We start from the raw sequence: 15,231 nt of genomic DNA on the forward strand, positions 1-15,231 counted from the left end.
TCCCTCCGCGGGGGCGGCGGCACGGACCTGTCGCCCCCACTTCCCTCCGCGGGGGCGGCGGCACGGACCTGTCGCCCCCACTTCCCTCCGCGGGGGCGGCAGCACGGACCTGTCGCCCCCACTTCCCTCCGCGGGGGCGGCGGCACGGACCTGCCGCCCACCCCTCGTACACCTGCAAGGAGATCCATGGCCCAGCTCCTCGACGTCGGCGCACACACCTTCGCCGTTGAACTCGAAGACGACGGCGCTCCCCGGCCCGTCGACGGCGGTCTGCTGCTGCCGCCCGGACGCGTCGCCGTGCTGCACGGCCTCGGCGACGCGCACTTCTACCGGCACGGACACAACTCCTGGAGCCCCTGCGGCTGGCGCAAGCTGTCCCAGGCGCCGCTGCGCATCGAGAGCGCCGAGCGCAGGCTGACTGCCGACGACACGGTCTGGGACGACCCCGCCCGCCACCACTCGTCCGCGCTCGCCGCGCTCCAGGGCCCCGACGGCCGGGTCCTGCTGCTGGGCGCTCTGGGCCTCGACATCCCGCGTCTTGCCGCCGACCGGGACACGCTCGTGGGCTGGTACGAGTCCGAGGGCGCGCCCTGGTTCCTCGCGTACGGCACCGAGGAGGAGGTCTTCGCCTCCTACGCGGCGCAGCTCGGCGAACGGCTCGGCCGCAGCACCAAGCGGGCCGGCAACGTGTGGTGCAGCTGGTACGCGTACTACGAGAACATCACCGAGGAACAGCTCACCAAGGACATCACCGCCCTGCGCGGCCTGCCGTTCGACGTCGTGCAGGTCGACGACGGCTGGGAGCGGATGGTCGGGGACTGGGAGGCCAACGACAAGTTTCCGACCGGCATGCGGGCGTTGGCCGACCGGATCAAGGAGGCGGGGCTGCGGGCCGGCCTGTGGATCGCGCCGTTCATCGCCCTCCCGGACTCCGAAACAGCCCGTGAGAAACCGGAGTTGCTGCTGCGTGGAGAGGACGGCGAACCGGTGGTCACCGGTCACAACTGGGGCACCGGCTACTACGCGCTCGACCTCACGGTACAGGCCGCTCAGGAGCACGTGCGGACGATGATCCGGCGGGTCACCCAGGACTGGGGCTTCGGCTACCTCAAGGCCGACTTCATCGGCGCCGCCGCGGCCCCCGGCGTCCGCGCTCCGGGTATCGGCCGCGAGGAGGCGTACCGCATCGGCCTGGAGATCATCCGCGAGGCGGCGGGCCCCGACACCTATCTCCTCGGCAGTGGGGCCCCGTTGCTGCCCTCGCTCGGACTGCTCGACGGCATCCGCAGCGGCCCCGACGTGGCGCCGCAGTGGGAGCACTACGCGACCCAGGACCCCTCCGACGCCCTGGCCCGCAACGCCGTGGTCAACACCCTGCACCGGCTGTGGCAGTCACCACTGCTCGAGGTCGACCCGGACGTCGTGTACTTCCGCAGCCGGCTCAACCTCCTGACGGAGCATCAGCAGAGCTGGCTGCGCGATCTCTCCGACATCTGCGGCTTCCGGGCGGTCTCGGACCCGCCGGGCTGGCTGCACCCCGACGAGCTCCAGGCGCTCACCGACTATCTGCAGGCCCGGCCCGCGGTCCGCAGGCTCGGCCGCTACCGGTTCGCGCTCGACGGCCGCGAGGTCGACTTCACCGCGGCCGTACGGCCCGAGGGACAGCAGAGGTACCCGATCTCCTGACGGAACGCCGCAAACGGTTCCGGGCCGGCCCCGGGAATTAGTAAACTGTCCAGCGATATCCAGCGCGGTACCGCGGCCCCCCACCAGGGAGTACACAAGCATGGCGACCACGGGCACCGACCTGTCCCGGATGCGCGAGATGAACCAGCTGTCCATCGTGTGGGCGCTGCGTGGCAACCCGCCCTCCACCGTCACCGAACTCGCCGGCCGGACGGGCCTGTCCCGCCCCGCCGTCGACGTCCTGGTGCAAGCGCTGGTCACGGACGGCTGGGCCGAGGTCGAGGAGCCGGGCGCCCGCAGTGTCGTGGGACGCCCGGCCCGCCGCTACCGCTTCCGCGCCGACGCGGGCCACGCGCTGGGCGTCGACATCGGTGTCCACAAGATCCTCGTCGTACTGAGCGACCTGGAAGGCAACCACGTCAGGACCCTGCGCCAGCCCGCCGACCCGGACGCGGGACCCGACGCGCGCCTCGCGGCGGTCGACGAGGCCATCGACGAACTGCTGACCGGGGCCGGCATGACGCCGGCCGACATCTGGGGCATGACGATCGGCGTGACCGGCCCGGTCGACGCGACCGGCCGTACCTCCCTGTTCACACCGCTGCCGGGCTGGGGCACCGCCGACCCGGCGGGCCACCTCGCCGCCCGTTTCCACTGCCCCATCCAGGTGGAGAACGACTGCAAACTCGCCGCCGTGGCCGAACGCTGGAAAGGCGTGGCGCAGGACGCGGACGACATCGTGTACCTGCTCGCGGGCATCCGAACCGGCGCGGGCCTCATCCTCGACGGCACCCTGCGCCGCGGCCACGGCGGCGCGGCCGGTGAGATCGGCGCCCTCAAGGCCGTCCGCTGGCTCGACGCGCCCGGCCACCTCGCCGCCTGCCCGGGCGTCCCTGCGAGCGCCCGTCCGGGAGAGGCGGCCGCGTGGGTGTTCCAGGCGGCCCGCGAGGACAATCGCGACGCCAAGGCCGCGGTACGGCGTTACGCGCGCGATCTCGCCGTGGGTGTCGCCGCACTCGTCCTGGCCCTCGACCCCGAGATCGTGGTCTTCGGCGGCGGCTTCTCACGCTCCGCCGACATCATCCTCGCCCCCCTGCACCGCGAACTCGCCAAGCACTGCCTGCGCCTTCCGGAACTGCGCACCTCCACACTCGGCGACGAGAGCGTGGCCCTGGGAGGGCTCCGCCTCGCCCTCGACGACATCGACAGCCGCCTGCTCAGCGCGGAACTGGCAGCGCCGAGGGCGCCTCGGGGGGTGAGCCGCTGACGCCTCGGGGCTCCACGGGCCAGGGCCCCGGCTGCCCGGCCGGTGGCCGGTGTACTAGCGCAGCACCGGCCACGACACGACCGGCGAACCGGCGTCGCGGGGGCGTGTGACGGCGGAGACGAGTCGGCACAGACGCCCCATCCCGCACCGTCCTGCGCGAGCAGCGTCACCCGAACGGTCATATGACCCTCGAACCGTTCCGAGCTGGCCGTCTGGGTCTCCGTGGCACTCGAACGTAAATCGAACATGCGACCTCGCGATGCGATCACGACCGGCCGGAACGAGGATCGAAGTACGGGCGGCGGCCAGGTCCACTCATCACGGGCGACCAGCGCTTCCCGGCCTGCACCCGCCAGGGGGGCCTGGAGGACGCAATGCCGCACGCCCTGTGGAGCGGAGCCATCAGCTTCGGACTCGTCACGATCCCCACCAAGATCATCAGCGCGACCGAGGACCATTCGATCCACTTCCGCCAGGTCCACCTCGCCGACATGGGCAGAGTCCGCACCCGCAAGGAGTGCTCGATCGACGGCGAGACCGTGACACAGGACGAGATCGGCAAGGGCTACGAAGTCTCCAAGGACGACATCGTCCCCATAACCGACCAAGAACTCGACTCCATGCCGCTTCCCACCGCGAAGGCGATCGAGATCGTCGCGTTCATCGACGCCGACAGCATCGACCCCATTCGCATCGGCGACAGCTACTACCTCGGAGCCGACGGCGACGTCGCCAAGAAGCCCTACACCCTGCTCCGCAAAGCCCTGGAACGGTCCGACAAGGTCGCCGTCGCCAAATTCGCCTGGCACGGCCGCGAACGTCTCGGCCTGCTGCGGGTCCGTGAGGGAGCCATCGTGCTGCACTCGATGCACTGGCCGGACGAGATCCGCAGCCCGGAATCCCTGGCACCGAAGCCGGTCGACCTCGACGACAACGAGATCGAACGGGCAGTCCAGCTCACCGAAACCATGACCACCGACGACATCACCCAGTTCCGCGACCGCTACCGCGACGCACTCGAAGAGCTCATCGAGGCGAAGGCCGGCGACAAGGTGCTCCCGGAGCCGGCCGAAGCCGGTCAGCAGCAGGAGTCCGGGAAGGTCATGGACCTCATGGCCGCCCTGAACGCCTCGGTGAAGGCGGCGAAGGAAGGCCGCGGAGACGACGGCGGGCACGCCACGGTGCACGAGATGCCCACCCGCAAGAAGGCGGCGAAGAAGACCGCCACGAAGAAGAGCCCGGCCAGGAAGACGGCAGCGAAGAGGCGCACCGCATCCTGACTGTGACTGAGCGCCGCAAAGTCATACCCAGGCCAAGCCACACCCAGGCCAACCACACCCAGGCCCCTGGGTCTCCCGATCGTACGAAGCACCGGAATCAACCTGCCGAAAAGGCGACGAGCGCGGTAGTGGGCCCCGGAGCGCTCTACCTGGTCCGGCTGAAGGTGGCGCTCGGCCGGACCGTTTTCTCGTACTCCACAGAGCGGCCGATGAGTTTGGGGACTCCGGCCGGTCCAACGTTGTGAGACCAGACCTTAGGAAAGGACGCCGCCATGTCGGAACTCCTCGTCGACTTCATCACCTCCCTCGACGGCTACGCGTCAGGAGAGGGGTGGCCCGGGTTCTGGGGCCTTGAGGGCCCGGAGTACCTCGCATGGCTCGGCGAGCAGCTCGAGGTCACCTACCTGATGGGAGCGAACACCTACCGTCTGATGTCGGGCTTCGCCGCAGGCGAGGTCCCGAATGGCCAGGACGAGTTCAGGCCCGAAGAGGAGGCGTCCGTCGACGAGCTCGCGCGAGCGTCCAAGGTGGTGTTCTCCTCCTCTCTGAAGGAGCCCCTGACGTGGGCCAACTCCACGCTCGTCCGCGACGACGCCGTGGAGACGGTCCGCGCCATGAAGTCGAGTGGCTCGGGGCTCCTCAGCACGATCGGCAGCCTCAGTCTGTGCCGGTCCCTGCTGCGAGCCGGTCTCGTCGACCGCTTCCGCGTCGTGATGTTCCCGGTGATCACCGGAGCCACGGGGGAGGAGCGCATCTACGACGGCTATCCGGACGTTGCCCTCGACATGATCGAGCACCGCACCTTCGACGGCCGCATCCAGCTGGTCGAGTACAAGCCCCGCGTGCTTGAGCACCCGCCGCTCAGCGTCCCTGCGTGATGCCGCCCCGTCCGCCGTACGGGGCCGCCTGGCCGACGCAGGCGGGTGGGCAACGTCAGGGTGCCCGGTCCGCCCGGCGCCGAGCCGTCGCCATGCGGCCAACCTTCTCCATCACCGACTTCGAGCACCTGGGCCACCGGTTCGTACCAGTCGAGGTCCAGGGATTCGGCCCACCTCGCTAACCGTGGCGGGCCGCCGCAGCTGGTGGTCAGTCAGTGAACTCCCAGGGCACGCGGCGTCTTGAACGCCCGGGTCAGGATCCGCCGTTCCCGGACATCCAGGTCGTCGTCGAGGACATGCTCGTGGACGCAGACAAAGTCGCAGTCCGTACGACCCTGCACGGCGTCCCGGCGGGAGTCGAGGAACGGGCACTCCTCTCGGTGATGGAGATCTTCCGGGTACACGACGGCTGCATCGCCGAGTTGTGGGGCCTGTCTTCACTCAGCCGTCCCGGGCACTGAACTCCGTCTCCAGCCTCCACCCTCCGTTCACGCCGCGAGCAGAGAACCGGGTTTTCGCTGTTCGGCGGAGAGCAGATCGGCCGTGGGCGATCAGGCCGCTGTGACGACGGCGTCCAGTGGACGACGCGGGCCGACCACGGCGCGGCACGGCGGGCCCGCGTGCGTTCCTACTTCCCGCTGTAGACGGGGAAGGCGGCGTGCTCGCCGTAGTCGCGCTCGTCGAGGGTGCGCAGGGTGGCCATGTCCGCCTCGGAGATCTCGAAGTCGACGTCGGCGTTGGAGCGCATGTGCTCGGGGTTCGCGGTCTTCGGCAGCGGCTGGGTGCCCAGTTGCAGGGTGTAGCGGATGCACAGCTGCGGGACGCTCACCTGGTACTTCTCGGCGATCGTCTTGATGTGGCGGCTGTCGAGGAGCGTGCCGTGGGCGATCGGCGAGTATGCCTGTACGAGGATGTTGCGGTCCTGGCAGAAGGCCAGCAGCTCGTCCGGGGTGTTCCCGGCGTGCAGGAGCACCTGGTTCACCTGTGGTGCCACGGTCCCGTGGGTGAGGATGTTCTCCAGGTCGGACTGCAGAAAGTTCGAAACCCCGATGGCACGGATCTTTCCTGCCGTGTGGGCGTCCTCCAGTGCGTGCCAGGCATGGCGGTTGCCTTCGTCGTAGTCACCGCCGCGGAAGTCGTCCCAGGGTTGGGGGGCGTGGATCAGCATCAGGTCGATGTAGCCGATGTCCAGCTTCGCCAGAGAGTTCCGATCGCTGCGGTCGCCGCGTCGTAGTCCTTGATCTCCGCGGCCAGCTTCGTCGACACGAACAGGTCCTCGCGCGCCACGCCGGAGGCGCGGATGCCCTCTCCGACTCCCCGCTCGTTGCCGTACGCCTGGGCCGTGTCGATATTGCGGTAGCCGGTCTCGATGGCCGTGCGGACGGCGTCTGCCGCCTTGTCGTCGTCGATGAACCAGGTGCCCAGGCCGAGCTTGGGGATCTCGACGCCGCCGGCCAGGGTGTATGTCTCGCTCAGGATGGTCATGCGCTGTCTCCGTTCTTCGGGAGCCGGCCGTACGCCTCGTCGGTGACCGGCTCGAGCCATTCGTTGCTGACGCCATCGCCGGGGGTGATGAAGGCGATGTGGGAGAACCAGGAGTCGGCCTTCGCGCCGTGCCAGTGCTTGGTGCCCGCCGGGACACGGATGACGGTCCCGGGGGCCATGCCGACCGGGTCCTGGCCCTCGGCCTGGTACCAGCCGCTGCCGGCCGTGCACAGCAGGATCTGGTCCCCGCCGCCTGCGGTGCCGTGGTGGATGTGCCAGTTGTTGCGGCAGCCCGGTTCGAAGGTCACGTTGCTGACCGGGACGCTTCCCCCGGTCAGGGGAGCCAGGTAGCTCTGCCCGATGAAGTTCTCGGCGTAGGCGTCGTTGGTCTCACCGAGCGCGAAGGGCTGCTCGAAGTCGTGATCGGCCATGGCGTATCTCTTCCTGATCAATACGGGTGTCAGTGGTGCGTAGCCGCTGCCGGGCGCGGCTACGCGTCGGCGAGGACGGCCTTGAGCTGGGCGGCGGCACCCATCGCGTTGGGCCATCCGGCGTAAAAGGCCAGGTGGGTGATGGCCTCGCTCAGCTCCTCGACCGCTTCTCTGCCATGCTCTTCGCTTCCTTCTTCCGTGACGTTTCGCCGTTGTGTGTTCCACGCTGCCACGGGCGCGGGCATCCGTGCAGAGGAGAAATACATCCTGGGAAGGGAACATCCTGGGAAGGATTTCTCCCCCTCTCGATCGGTGTATTCGCTGCGACACCGGAAGCATGAGTCCATCACCGCATCTGAACGAGCTGGGAGAATTCCTCAAGGCGCGCCGTGCCGAGCTCACGCCCCGTGCCGTGGGTCTGCCCGACAGCGCCGGACAGCGTCGCGTGGTGGGCCTGCGACGCGAAGAGGTGGCGCAGCCGGCGGCGATCTCCACGGACTACTACACCCGTCTCGAACAGGGCCGCCTGCCGGCCTCCGCCCCCGTGCTGGAAGCCGTCGCGGGAGCCCTCGACCTGGATGAAGACCAGCGCAGGTACGTGTTCGGTCTCGCCGGCAAGGAAACGGCCAGGCCGCGCCGCCGGGCCCAGCAGAAGGTCCAGCCGCAGCTGCGCCGGGTCCTGGACGATCTCACGGCCACGCCGGCCATCGTCATGGGCCGCCGTATGGACATCCTCGCCTGGAACCCGCTCGCCGCCGCTATGGTCACCGATTTCGCAGCCGTGCCGGACAAGCACCGCAACTACGTCCGCATTCTTTTCACCGACCCTGCCATGCGGAATCTCTATGCCGATTGGAAAAGCGTCGCCCGGATGGCGGTCGCGCAACTGCGCATGGAGGCAGCCAAATATCCCGACGATCCACGGCTGACCGCTCTGGTCGGTGAACTGTGCGTCCAGGACACAGACTTCCGCACGTGGTGGGCGGCGCACCAAGTTGCCACCCTCAGCGTCGGATCCAAGACCCTTCTCCACCCTGTCGCCGGAGAGCTGTCGCTGGACTGGGACACCCTCACCGCCAGCACCGACCCCGACCAGCAACTGGTCGTATGGACCGCAGAAGTCGGATCGCCCACCCACGACGGTCTGCGCATCCTCGCGTCATGGGCCGCCGACCACGCCCGATCCTCGACCGCCTCGTAGTCGGGCGCGCGGCATGGCACTGCTGTCCTACGAGGAGGAAGCTCCCGGTGTCCTCGATCCGGGAGCCGGGCTGTGCACTGGGCGGGGAGTCGTCATGTCGAGCAGCAGCAGGGCGTCGTGGTCGGGACTGCCGGGTTCGGCGGTGTAGACGCCGATGCGCTGCCCCGGGGTGCCCTCGACGTTGAGGGACTGCGAGGTCAGGGTGAGGGCTCCGACCAGCGGATGCTGGAACGTCTTGTGAGCGGGTATGCGTCCTGTCACCTCGTAGCGCTCCCACAGACCCGCGAAGTCCGCGCTCTTCAGCAGGAGTTCGCCGACCAGGTTGGTCAGATCGGGCGCATCGGGTGCGGTGCCGGCCGTGGCACGCAGGCGGGCCACGCAGGCGGTGATCTGGCGGTCCCAGTCGGGGAAGAGATCACGGGCGGCGGGGTGGAGGAACAGGTAGCGGGCGAGGTTGCGGTGCTTGGCGGGCCAGTCTTCGAGTCCCGCGTACAGGGCGAGGCCGCCGGGGTTCCACGCGAGCATGTCCATGCTGCGGCTGATCACGTACGCGGGATTCGGGCGCAGGGACTCCAGCAGCAGCCTGAGGTGGGGTCGCACGGTTCGGCTGGGCGCGGGTGGCGGTTCGGCGACGTATCGGGCGGCGCGGGCGGCCAGCTCGCGCAGGTGCTGATGCTCTTGCTCGTCCATGTGCAGGGCGCGGGCGAGCGCGTCGAGGACGGCGGGGCTGGGGCGGGTCTCCTTGCCGCGTTCCAGGCGAACGTAGTAGTCGATGCTGATGCCGGCCAGGGTGGCCACCTCCTCGCGGCGCAGTCCCGGGGTGCGCCGGGTGCCGGCGCCGGGCCTGAGGCCGACGTGTCCGGGGCTGGTCTGGGTGCGGCGGGCGCGCAGGTAGCGGCCCAGCTCGGCGCCCTCGCTAAGTGCGCTCGTCGATGCCATGAACCCAGTCTCACCCGCCCTGCCCCCGCCGCGCAGCGCCGAGGGGGGCCCTGTCATTACCCCCGAAGAGCCCGCCCTGCCACACGCGCGCAATCCGGGCGAAGGTGAAGGAGCAAGACACCCGGCCCCGGGCCGGGCAGGCGCGACCTGCCCGGCCGGGCGAAGGTGAAAGGGGCTGGACATCTGCGATGCGGAAGAGGGCGAGATGCGGTACATCAAACTGCGTGACCTGGAGGTTTCCCGGATCGGGCTGGGCGCCATGGGCATGTCCCACGGCTACACCGGCTCCGGCACAGACGACGCGGAGTCGACCCGGACCGTGCACCGGGCGCTGGAGCTGGGCGTCACCCTGATCGACACCGCCGAGATCTACGGCCCCTACACCAACGAGGACCTGCTCGGCCGCGCGCTGAAGGGGCGCCGGGACAAGGTGGTCCTCGCGACGAAGTTCGGCCTGGTCTCGCACGGCGGCGACGGCCCGTGGAACCTGGACTCCTCCCCGGCGAACATCCGCACCGCCGTCGAAGGCTCCCTCAAGCGCCTGGGCACCGATCACATCGACCTGTACTACCAGCACCGGGTGGACCCGAACACGCCGATCGAGGAGACCGCCGGCGCCGTGGGCGAACTGATCGCCGAGGGCAAGGTTCGCGCCTTCGGGCTCTCGGAGGCCGGCCCGGACACGATCCGCCGTGCCCACGCCGTCCAGCCGGTCACCGCAGTGCAGTCGGAGTACTCGCTGTTCACGCGCGGGATCGAGGAGCGGGTGCTGCCGCTGCTGCGGGAGCTGAACATCGGCCTGGTGCCGTTCTCCCCGCTCGGCCGCGGGATGCTGACCGGCACGGTGCGCTCCACCGACCAGTTCGACGAGAACGACTTCCGCCGCGGCAACCCGCGCTTCACCGGCGAGAACTTCCAGCGCAACCTGGCCCTGGCCGATCAGGTCAAGGCCCTGGCCGACGAGGTCGGCGCGACGCCGGGACAGGTGGCCTTGGCCTGGCTGCTCGTCCAGGGCGACGACATCGCCCCGATCCCCGGCACCAAGCGGGTGTCCCGGGTGGAGGAGAACGCCGCCGCCGACGCCGTCACCCTCACCCCGCAGCAGATCCAGACGCTTACCGCCCTCCCGCCGGCCTCCGGCGCGACCCACACCGAGGCCCAGGCCCGGATGCTGGAGCGCTGACCCCACACCCGCGGGGCGCCGCGCTCCGCACCCCCGCAGCATCCCCGCTTGGAGTACTACTGTCATGCGTGCAGCCGTGATGTACGGCGCCGGAGACGTCCGCGTCGAAGACCGGTCCGACCCGAAGATCGTCCAGCCCACCGACGCGGTCGTACGCGTCCTCGCCTCCTGCGTATGCGGCAGTGATCTGTGGCCCTACGCCTCCATGCCCGCCACCGGCGCCGGCCGCCCGATGGGGCACGAGTTCCTCGGCATCGTCGAGGACACCGGCGCAGAAGTGACCGGGCTGATGGCAGGCGACCTGGTCGTCGCCCCGTTCACCTACAGCGACAACACCTGCGACTACTGCGCCAAGGGTCTGCACATCTCATGTCGTCACGGCGGCCGGTACGGCTTCGACGGCGTGGACGGCGGCCAGGGTGAAGCCGTCCGCGTCCCGCAGGCCGCCGGCACCCTGGTCAAGCTGCCGGTGGGCGCGGACTCCGCGCTGCTGCCGTCCCTGCTGGCCCTGTCCGACGTGATGACCACCGGGCACCACGGCGCCGTCACCGCAGGCGTCGGGCGCGGCGACACCGTCCTCGTCGTCGGCGACGGCGCGGTCGGTCTGTGCGCGGTCATCGCCGCCGAGCGCCTCGGGGCCGAGCGGATCGTCCTCGCCGGCCGCCACCAGGCGCGCACGGATCTCGGGCGTGAGTTCGGTGCCACCGACGTGGTCGCCGAGCGCGGCGAGGAGGGCATCGCCCGCATCCGCGAGCTGACCGGCGGCGGCGTGGACAAGGTCATCGAGGCCGTCGGCACCCGCCAGACTCTCGACACCGCGCTCGGAGCCGTCCTGGACGGCGGCACCGTCAGCCGCCTCGGCGTGCCCCAGTACGAGCAGGGCCCGATCGGCCCGGCCGAGTTCATGCGGAACGTCACCCTGACCGGCGGCGCCAGCCCCGCCCGCGCCTACATCGACCGGCTGTTGCCCGATGTCCTGGACGGCACCATCGCCCCCGGCCGCGTCTTCGACCAGACCTTCACCCTCGACCGGACCCCGGATGCCTACCAGGCCATGGCCGAACGCCAGGTCCTCAAGGCTCTCATCCGCCCCTGACCAGGACCGCCCACCCGCACAGCAAAGGACACTCCCTGATGAAGACCGTCACCCTCAACAACGGCGTTGTCATGCCGCTGCTTGGCTTCGGCGTCTACCAGATCCCCGCCGAGGACACCGAACGCACCGTGTCCGACGCGCTCGCCGCCGGCTACCGGCTGCTGGACACCGCCGCCGCCTACGGCAACGAAGAGGCCGTAGGCCGCGCCATCGCCTCCAGCGGCATCCCGCGCGAGGACCTGTTCGTGACCACCAAGCTGTGGGTCCAGGACGCCCCCGCCCAGGACAACACCCGCCGCGCCTTCGAGACCTCGCTGACCAAGCTGGGGCTGGACCACCTCGACCTGTACCTGATGCACCAGCCCTTCGGCGACGTCTACGGCCAGTGGCGCGCCATGGAAGCCCTCAACCGCGACGGGCTGACCCGTGCGATCGGTGTCGCCAACTTCTACCCCGACCGCCTGATCGACCTGATCGTCAACAACGAGATCACGCCGCAGGTCAACCAGATCGAGACCCACCCCTTCTTCCAGCGCGCCGACTACCACGCCCTCATGCGCGAGCACGGCGTGCAGCACCAGTCCTGGGGCGGCTTCGCCGAGGGAAAGAACGACCTGTTCACCAACCCTCTCCTCGCGGGCATCGGCAAGGAACACGGCAAGTCCGTCGCGCAGGTCGTCCTGCGCTGGCTCACCCAGCGCGACGTCATCACCATCCCCAAGTCCGTACGGGCCGAGCGCATGGCGGAGAACTTCGACGTCTTCGACTTCGACCTGACCGACGAGCAGATGGCCGATATCGCCACCCTCGACACCGGCAACTCCCTGTTCTTCGACCACCACGACCCCGAGATCGTCACCTGGCTCGCCAAACGGCGCCTCGGCGCCTGATCCAAAGTTCCACGGCTGCAGCGGGCGGCAGGCAGTCGGCCTGCCGCCCTGGCCAGTGCTTCTGCAACAGCCCTTGGGTGAGGCTCGCCGTGTTTGCCGGCGGTGTGCGTCGTGTGGCTCACGTGTCACCGAGTGGAGGCGGGGTGAGGTCGTGGCGGCCGTCGATGACTTGTGAGCCGGTGGGGGCATGGTGGTCAGACGCTGTCCGGTGCCGCGGATACCAGTCGTGCCGCTGGTGGTAGTGGTGCGCGCTGAGGGCGGGCTTCGAACGCCTGGATCGCCAGCCCGGCGAAGCGTCGGGAGGCCATGACCTGGGTGTCGGCCGATCTGGTGTGGATCCCTTTGTTGGCCATGAGGATGAGAATGAGGTCGTCCAGGACGAAGTCGGACCGCAGGCGCCCTGCGTCTTTGGCCCGCTGGGCCAGTCCGGCGACCGCTTTCACCGTGTACTCACGGCCCGCGACATCCGGCGCCCCCGGGAAGGCGGACATGAAGGCTTCGCTGAAACCGCGATCCCGCGCATGGAGTTCACAGATCTTCTCGATCACCAGGCACAGGCCACGCCACGGATCGGGATCGGCGCACCCGTCGTCGACGATGGTGCGACATGCCTGCAACTGGGCCGTGAAGGCTTCGGTGGCCAGCACCTGCTTGGTCGGGAAGTGACGGTACAAGGTGGCAGGTCCGACCCCCGCGGACCGCGCGATCTCCCGCATCGGCACGTCCAGGCCGTCGGCGGAGAACAGTGCCCGGGCCGCGTCGAGGATGCGCTCGCGGTTGCCCAGCGCGTCGGAGCGCAGGGTGTGAGGCAAACGGTCGCTCATGCTCTCACTTTACCTAAACGGACGGGGGCGTCCGTTAGCGTTCAGGACGTAGCAGCTCACCGAGATCATCAGGGCGCACGTGCGCACAGCATCGGGACTGAACCTCTGCCGCGCCGTGACCCCCCTCCCGCCGTCGGTGGCGATCGGCGGAGGGTTCTGAGCAGCGACCGCACGTGATCGGTCCAAGAACATGGGAGACGACATTGAAGGCAATCGCGATCCAGACGTACGGAGGTCCCGAAGGCCTGGCCGTTGTCGACCTGCCGGCTCCCGCACCGGCCGCCGGCCAGGTGGTGATCGCCACCGAGGCCGCGGGCGTCGGTGGAGTCGACACCGTGATCCGAAGCGGGGCCCTGGCCGCCTACGGCTTCAAGGAGGGGCACATCCCGGGAAGTGAGGTGGCGGGAGCGGTGACCGCGGTGGGTGACGGCGTCGACGTCTCATGGATCGGCAGGCGGGTGTGGGCCTTCACCGGCACCGGCGGAGGCTATGTCGAACAGGCCCTCGCGCCCGTCGAGGAGATCGTTCCCCTGCCCGTGGACCTGTCCGCAGTCGATGCGGTGACACTCGGCAGTTCCGGCGTGGTGGCCCACTTCGGGCTCCGCCACGCCCACTTCACTCCCGGGGAGACGGTCCTTGTCCGTGGCGCGGCCGGCAGCATCGGGATCATGGCAGTGCAACTCGCCGCTCGCGGCGGAGCCGCCGCGGTCGCGGTCACCACTTCCTCGGCCGAGCGAGGTGAGCGGCTACGACGTCTCGGCGCGACCCACGTGCTGGACCGCTCCGGCGAGGGAGGGGAACACGCCCCTTCGGGCTATGACGTCATCATCGACGTGGTGGCCGGCCAGGACATGCCGTCGTTCTTCGACCGGCTCAACCCGAACGGCCGCATGGTGGCCGTGGGCGCTGTCGCAGGCCAGCCGCCAACCGACTTCGGCACGAAGATCATGGCGTCGTTCCAGAAGTCGATGTCCTTCGCCGCTTTCAGCGCGGCCACCGTCACCGGAGCCGAACGGAGTGCCGTGCGGAGCGAGCAGTTCGCCGCAGCGGGCCGCGGCGAGATCACGACAGTGGTGCACGAGGTGCTGCCACTGGACGCAGCCGTGCTGGCGCACCAGAAGATGTACGCGGGCGAGGTCTTCGGGAGGATCGTGCTGACACCGTAGTCGAAGGTATCCAGGCCGGGCCTGCCGCGATCCCGGGGCAGTCGCGGCGGGGGAGTCCAATGGCGGTGCAGGTCTCACCCCTTGAGGGAGGCGCCGATCTCGGTTTACCCCCTGTGACCGCACGACGCGGCAGCGGATGGCCGGGGCCGTCAGCCTGCCAGGTCCTGGATCGCCGTAATCCGCCCCAGGCGCCTGAGCAGTGTGTCAGGGCGTCAAGGTGCCCGCCAGGATGCGCAGCCCCGCTTCCTGATCGCCGGTCCAGCCATAGGCGGCATCCCCGCTGCGCATACGTCCCCACAGGAGCAGCACCAGCTGTTCCGCCGTCGCCGTGAGCGTGGCCACGGCAGGGCCAGGGCCGTACACCCAGGATGTTCCGGTGTCCGTCGCGTGCAGTCGCAGGGCGTGCTGCGGGGGTTGAGCCCGTCCTCGGGCTATCTGCCTGGGTGCCATCGTGTCGAGGACCTCGGTCACGCCTTCGCCGGCCAGGACCGGGCCGAGCGGTCGACTACTGCCCAGTGCGTTCTCCGCATCCCAGCGGTGAATGAGCGCCTCCAGCGCACGGCGCCGCTGCCAGAAACCCACCGTGTGCGGCGGATGGAAAGTCCAGGCGCTCGCACTCGGATCGGTGTCGAGGGTCTTGAGCAGAGTCTCTGAACTCTCCTCGAACCACCGCAGGAACTCGTCCGGATCACGCGGAGCCGAGGTGGCCTCGTGCTCGCCGTGCTGCTCGGTGACTGCGGCTGCCGCCCACAGATTTGAGCTGCCCAGGTGCTCGGCCAGGTCGTGGAGTGTCCACTCGCCGCAGTGTTCGATGCGTACAGACAGATCACCATCGAGGCATGCGCGGAAAGCGTCGAGTTCGTTGCTCAGGTGCTGCAGCAGAGATTCCGAGTCCATGACGAGCG

At 69.4% G+C, this 15,231-nt stretch carries 16 protein-coding genes and 1 pseudogene; 10 read left to right on the forward strand and 7 right to left on the reverse strand.

The annotated features are described in order from the left end of the window. The first annotated feature begins 186 nt into the window (after positions 1-186). The 5 genes from OG521_39185 to OG521_39205 all read left to right on the forward strand — a co-directional run bounded on the left by OG521_39185 (position 187) and on the right by OG521_39205 (position 5,572). Positions 187-1,686 carry an alpha-galactosidase gene (locus OG521_39185; protein ID WUW26465.1) on the forward strand — a complete coding sequence of 500 codons (1,500 nt, stop codon included), beginning with the start codon at positions 187-189 and terminating at the stop codon, positions 1,684-1,686. Between the two features lie 100 nt (positions 1,687-1,786). Further along, on the forward strand, positions 1,787-2,953 hold the full coding sequence (locus OG521_39190; GenBank protein WUW26466.1) for an ROK family transcriptional regulator: 1,167 nt from the start codon (positions 1,787-1,789) through the stop codon (positions 2,951-2,953). Between the two features lie 374 nt (positions 2,954-3,327). Continuing rightward, positions 3,328-4,233 carry a Ku protein gene (locus OG521_39195; protein ID WUW26467.1) on the forward strand — a complete coding sequence of 302 codons (906 nt, stop codon included), beginning with the start codon at positions 3,328-3,330 and terminating at the stop codon, positions 4,231-4,233. Between the two features lie 272 nt (positions 4,234-4,505). Further along, positions 4,506-5,111 carry a dihydrofolate reductase family protein gene (locus tag OG521_39200; GenBank protein WUW26468.1) on the forward strand — a complete coding sequence of 202 codons (606 nt, stop codon included), beginning with the start codon at positions 4,506-4,508 and terminating at the stop codon, positions 5,109-5,111. A 215-nt stretch (positions 5,112-5,326) separates the two neighbouring features. After that, positions 5,327-5,572: an ester cyclase gene (locus OG521_39205; protein ID WUW26469.1), complete on the forward strand. Its 246-nt coding sequence runs from the start codon at positions 5,327-5,329 to the stop codon at positions 5,570-5,572. A gap of 167 nt (positions 5,573-5,739) precedes the next feature. Here OG521_39205 and OG521_39210 read toward each other — a convergent pair whose 3' ends face one another. From OG521_39210 to OG521_39225, 4 genes and pseudogenes are all read right to left on the reverse strand, one after another. Beyond that, complete coding sequence (locus OG521_39210; GenBank protein WUW26470.1) at positions 5,740-6,279, reverse strand: aldo/keto reductase; 540 nt, start codon at positions 6,277-6,279, stop codon at positions 5,740-5,742. Next, positions 6,279-6,596 (reverse strand): aldo/keto reductase, encoded by a 318-nt coding sequence (locus tag OG521_39215; GenBank protein ID WUW26471.1) that lies wholly within the window; start codon positions 6,594-6,596, stop codon positions 6,279-6,281. The genes OG521_39210 and OG521_39215 overlap by 1 nt, the downstream gene beginning before the upstream one ends. Beyond that, positions 6,593-7,027, reverse strand: coding sequence for a cupin domain-containing protein (locus OG521_39220; protein WUW26472.1), 435 nt, complete (start codon positions 7,025-7,027; stop codon positions 6,593-6,595). Before OG521_39220 ends, OG521_39215 begins: the two co-directional genes overlap by 4 nt. Positions 7,028-7,086: 59 nt before the next feature. Continuing rightward, positions 7,087-7,215: pseudogene (locus tag OG521_39225) on the reverse strand (carboxymuconolactone decarboxylase family protein). A 149-nt stretch (positions 7,216-7,364) separates the two neighbouring features. Between OG521_39225 and OG521_39230 the strand changes: the two are divergent. After that, positions 7,365-8,228 carry a helix-turn-helix transcriptional regulator gene (locus OG521_39230; protein ID WUW26473.1) on the forward strand — a complete coding sequence of 288 codons (864 nt, stop codon included), beginning with the start codon at positions 7,365-7,367 and terminating at the stop codon, positions 8,226-8,228. A gap of 27 nt (positions 8,229-8,255) precedes the next feature. Here the strand turns inward: OG521_39230 and OG521_39235 are convergent, their stop codons facing one another. Further along, positions 8,256-9,167: a helix-turn-helix transcriptional regulator gene (locus OG521_39235; protein ID WUW26474.1), complete on the reverse strand. Its 912-nt coding sequence runs from the start codon at positions 9,165-9,167 to the stop codon at positions 8,256-8,258. 205 nt (positions 9,168-9,372) lie between these two features. On the opposite strand from OG521_39235, the gene OG521_39240 reads away from it, so the two are divergent. The 3 genes from OG521_39240 to OG521_39250 all read left to right on the forward strand — a co-directional run bounded on the left by OG521_39240 (position 9,373) and on the right by OG521_39250 (position 12,336). Next, positions 9,373-10,350, forward strand: a complete 978-nt coding sequence (locus OG521_39240; protein ID WUW26475.1) for an aldo/keto reductase — start codon at positions 9,373-9,375, stop codon at positions 10,348-10,350. Between the two features lie 64 nt (positions 10,351-10,414). Then, on the forward strand, positions 10,415-11,446 hold the full coding sequence (locus OG521_39245; GenBank protein WUW26476.1) for an alcohol dehydrogenase catalytic domain-containing protein: 1,032 nt from the start codon (positions 10,415-10,417) through the stop codon (positions 11,444-11,446). Between the two features lie 38 nt (positions 11,447-11,484). After that, a complete protein-coding gene (locus OG521_39250; protein WUW26477.1) occupies positions 11,485-12,336 on the forward strand; it encodes an aldo/keto reductase in 852 nt (283 codons plus the stop codon). Between the two features lie 194 nt (positions 12,337-12,530). Here OG521_39250 and OG521_39255 read toward each other — a convergent pair whose 3' ends face one another. Further along, positions 12,531-13,160, reverse strand: coding sequence for a TetR/AcrR family transcriptional regulator (locus OG521_39255; protein ID WUW26478.1), 630 nt, complete (start codon positions 13,158-13,160; stop codon positions 12,531-12,533). A 203-nt stretch (positions 13,161-13,363) separates the two neighbouring features. On the opposite strand from OG521_39255, the gene OG521_39260 reads away from it, so the two are divergent. Beyond that, positions 13,364-14,326, forward strand: a complete 963-nt coding sequence (locus tag OG521_39260) for a zinc-binding dehydrogenase (protein ID WUW26479.1) — start codon at positions 13,364-13,366, stop codon at positions 14,324-14,326. Positions 14,327-14,530: 204 nt separating this feature from the next. On the opposite strand, the gene OG521_39265 is transcribed toward OG521_39260, so the two are convergent. Further along, on the reverse strand, positions 14,531-15,223 hold the full coding sequence (locus tag OG521_39265; GenBank protein WUW26480.1) for a maleylpyruvate isomerase family mycothiol-dependent enzyme: 693 nt from the start codon (positions 15,221-15,223) through the stop codon (positions 14,531-14,533). Positions 15,224-15,231: the final 8 nt, after the last annotated feature.

This window comes from Streptomyces sp. NBC_01463, from assembly GCA_036227345.1.
In the GTDB taxonomy this organism is placed as follows: Bacteria; Actinomycetota; Actinomycetes; order Streptomycetales; family Streptomycetaceae; genus Streptomyces.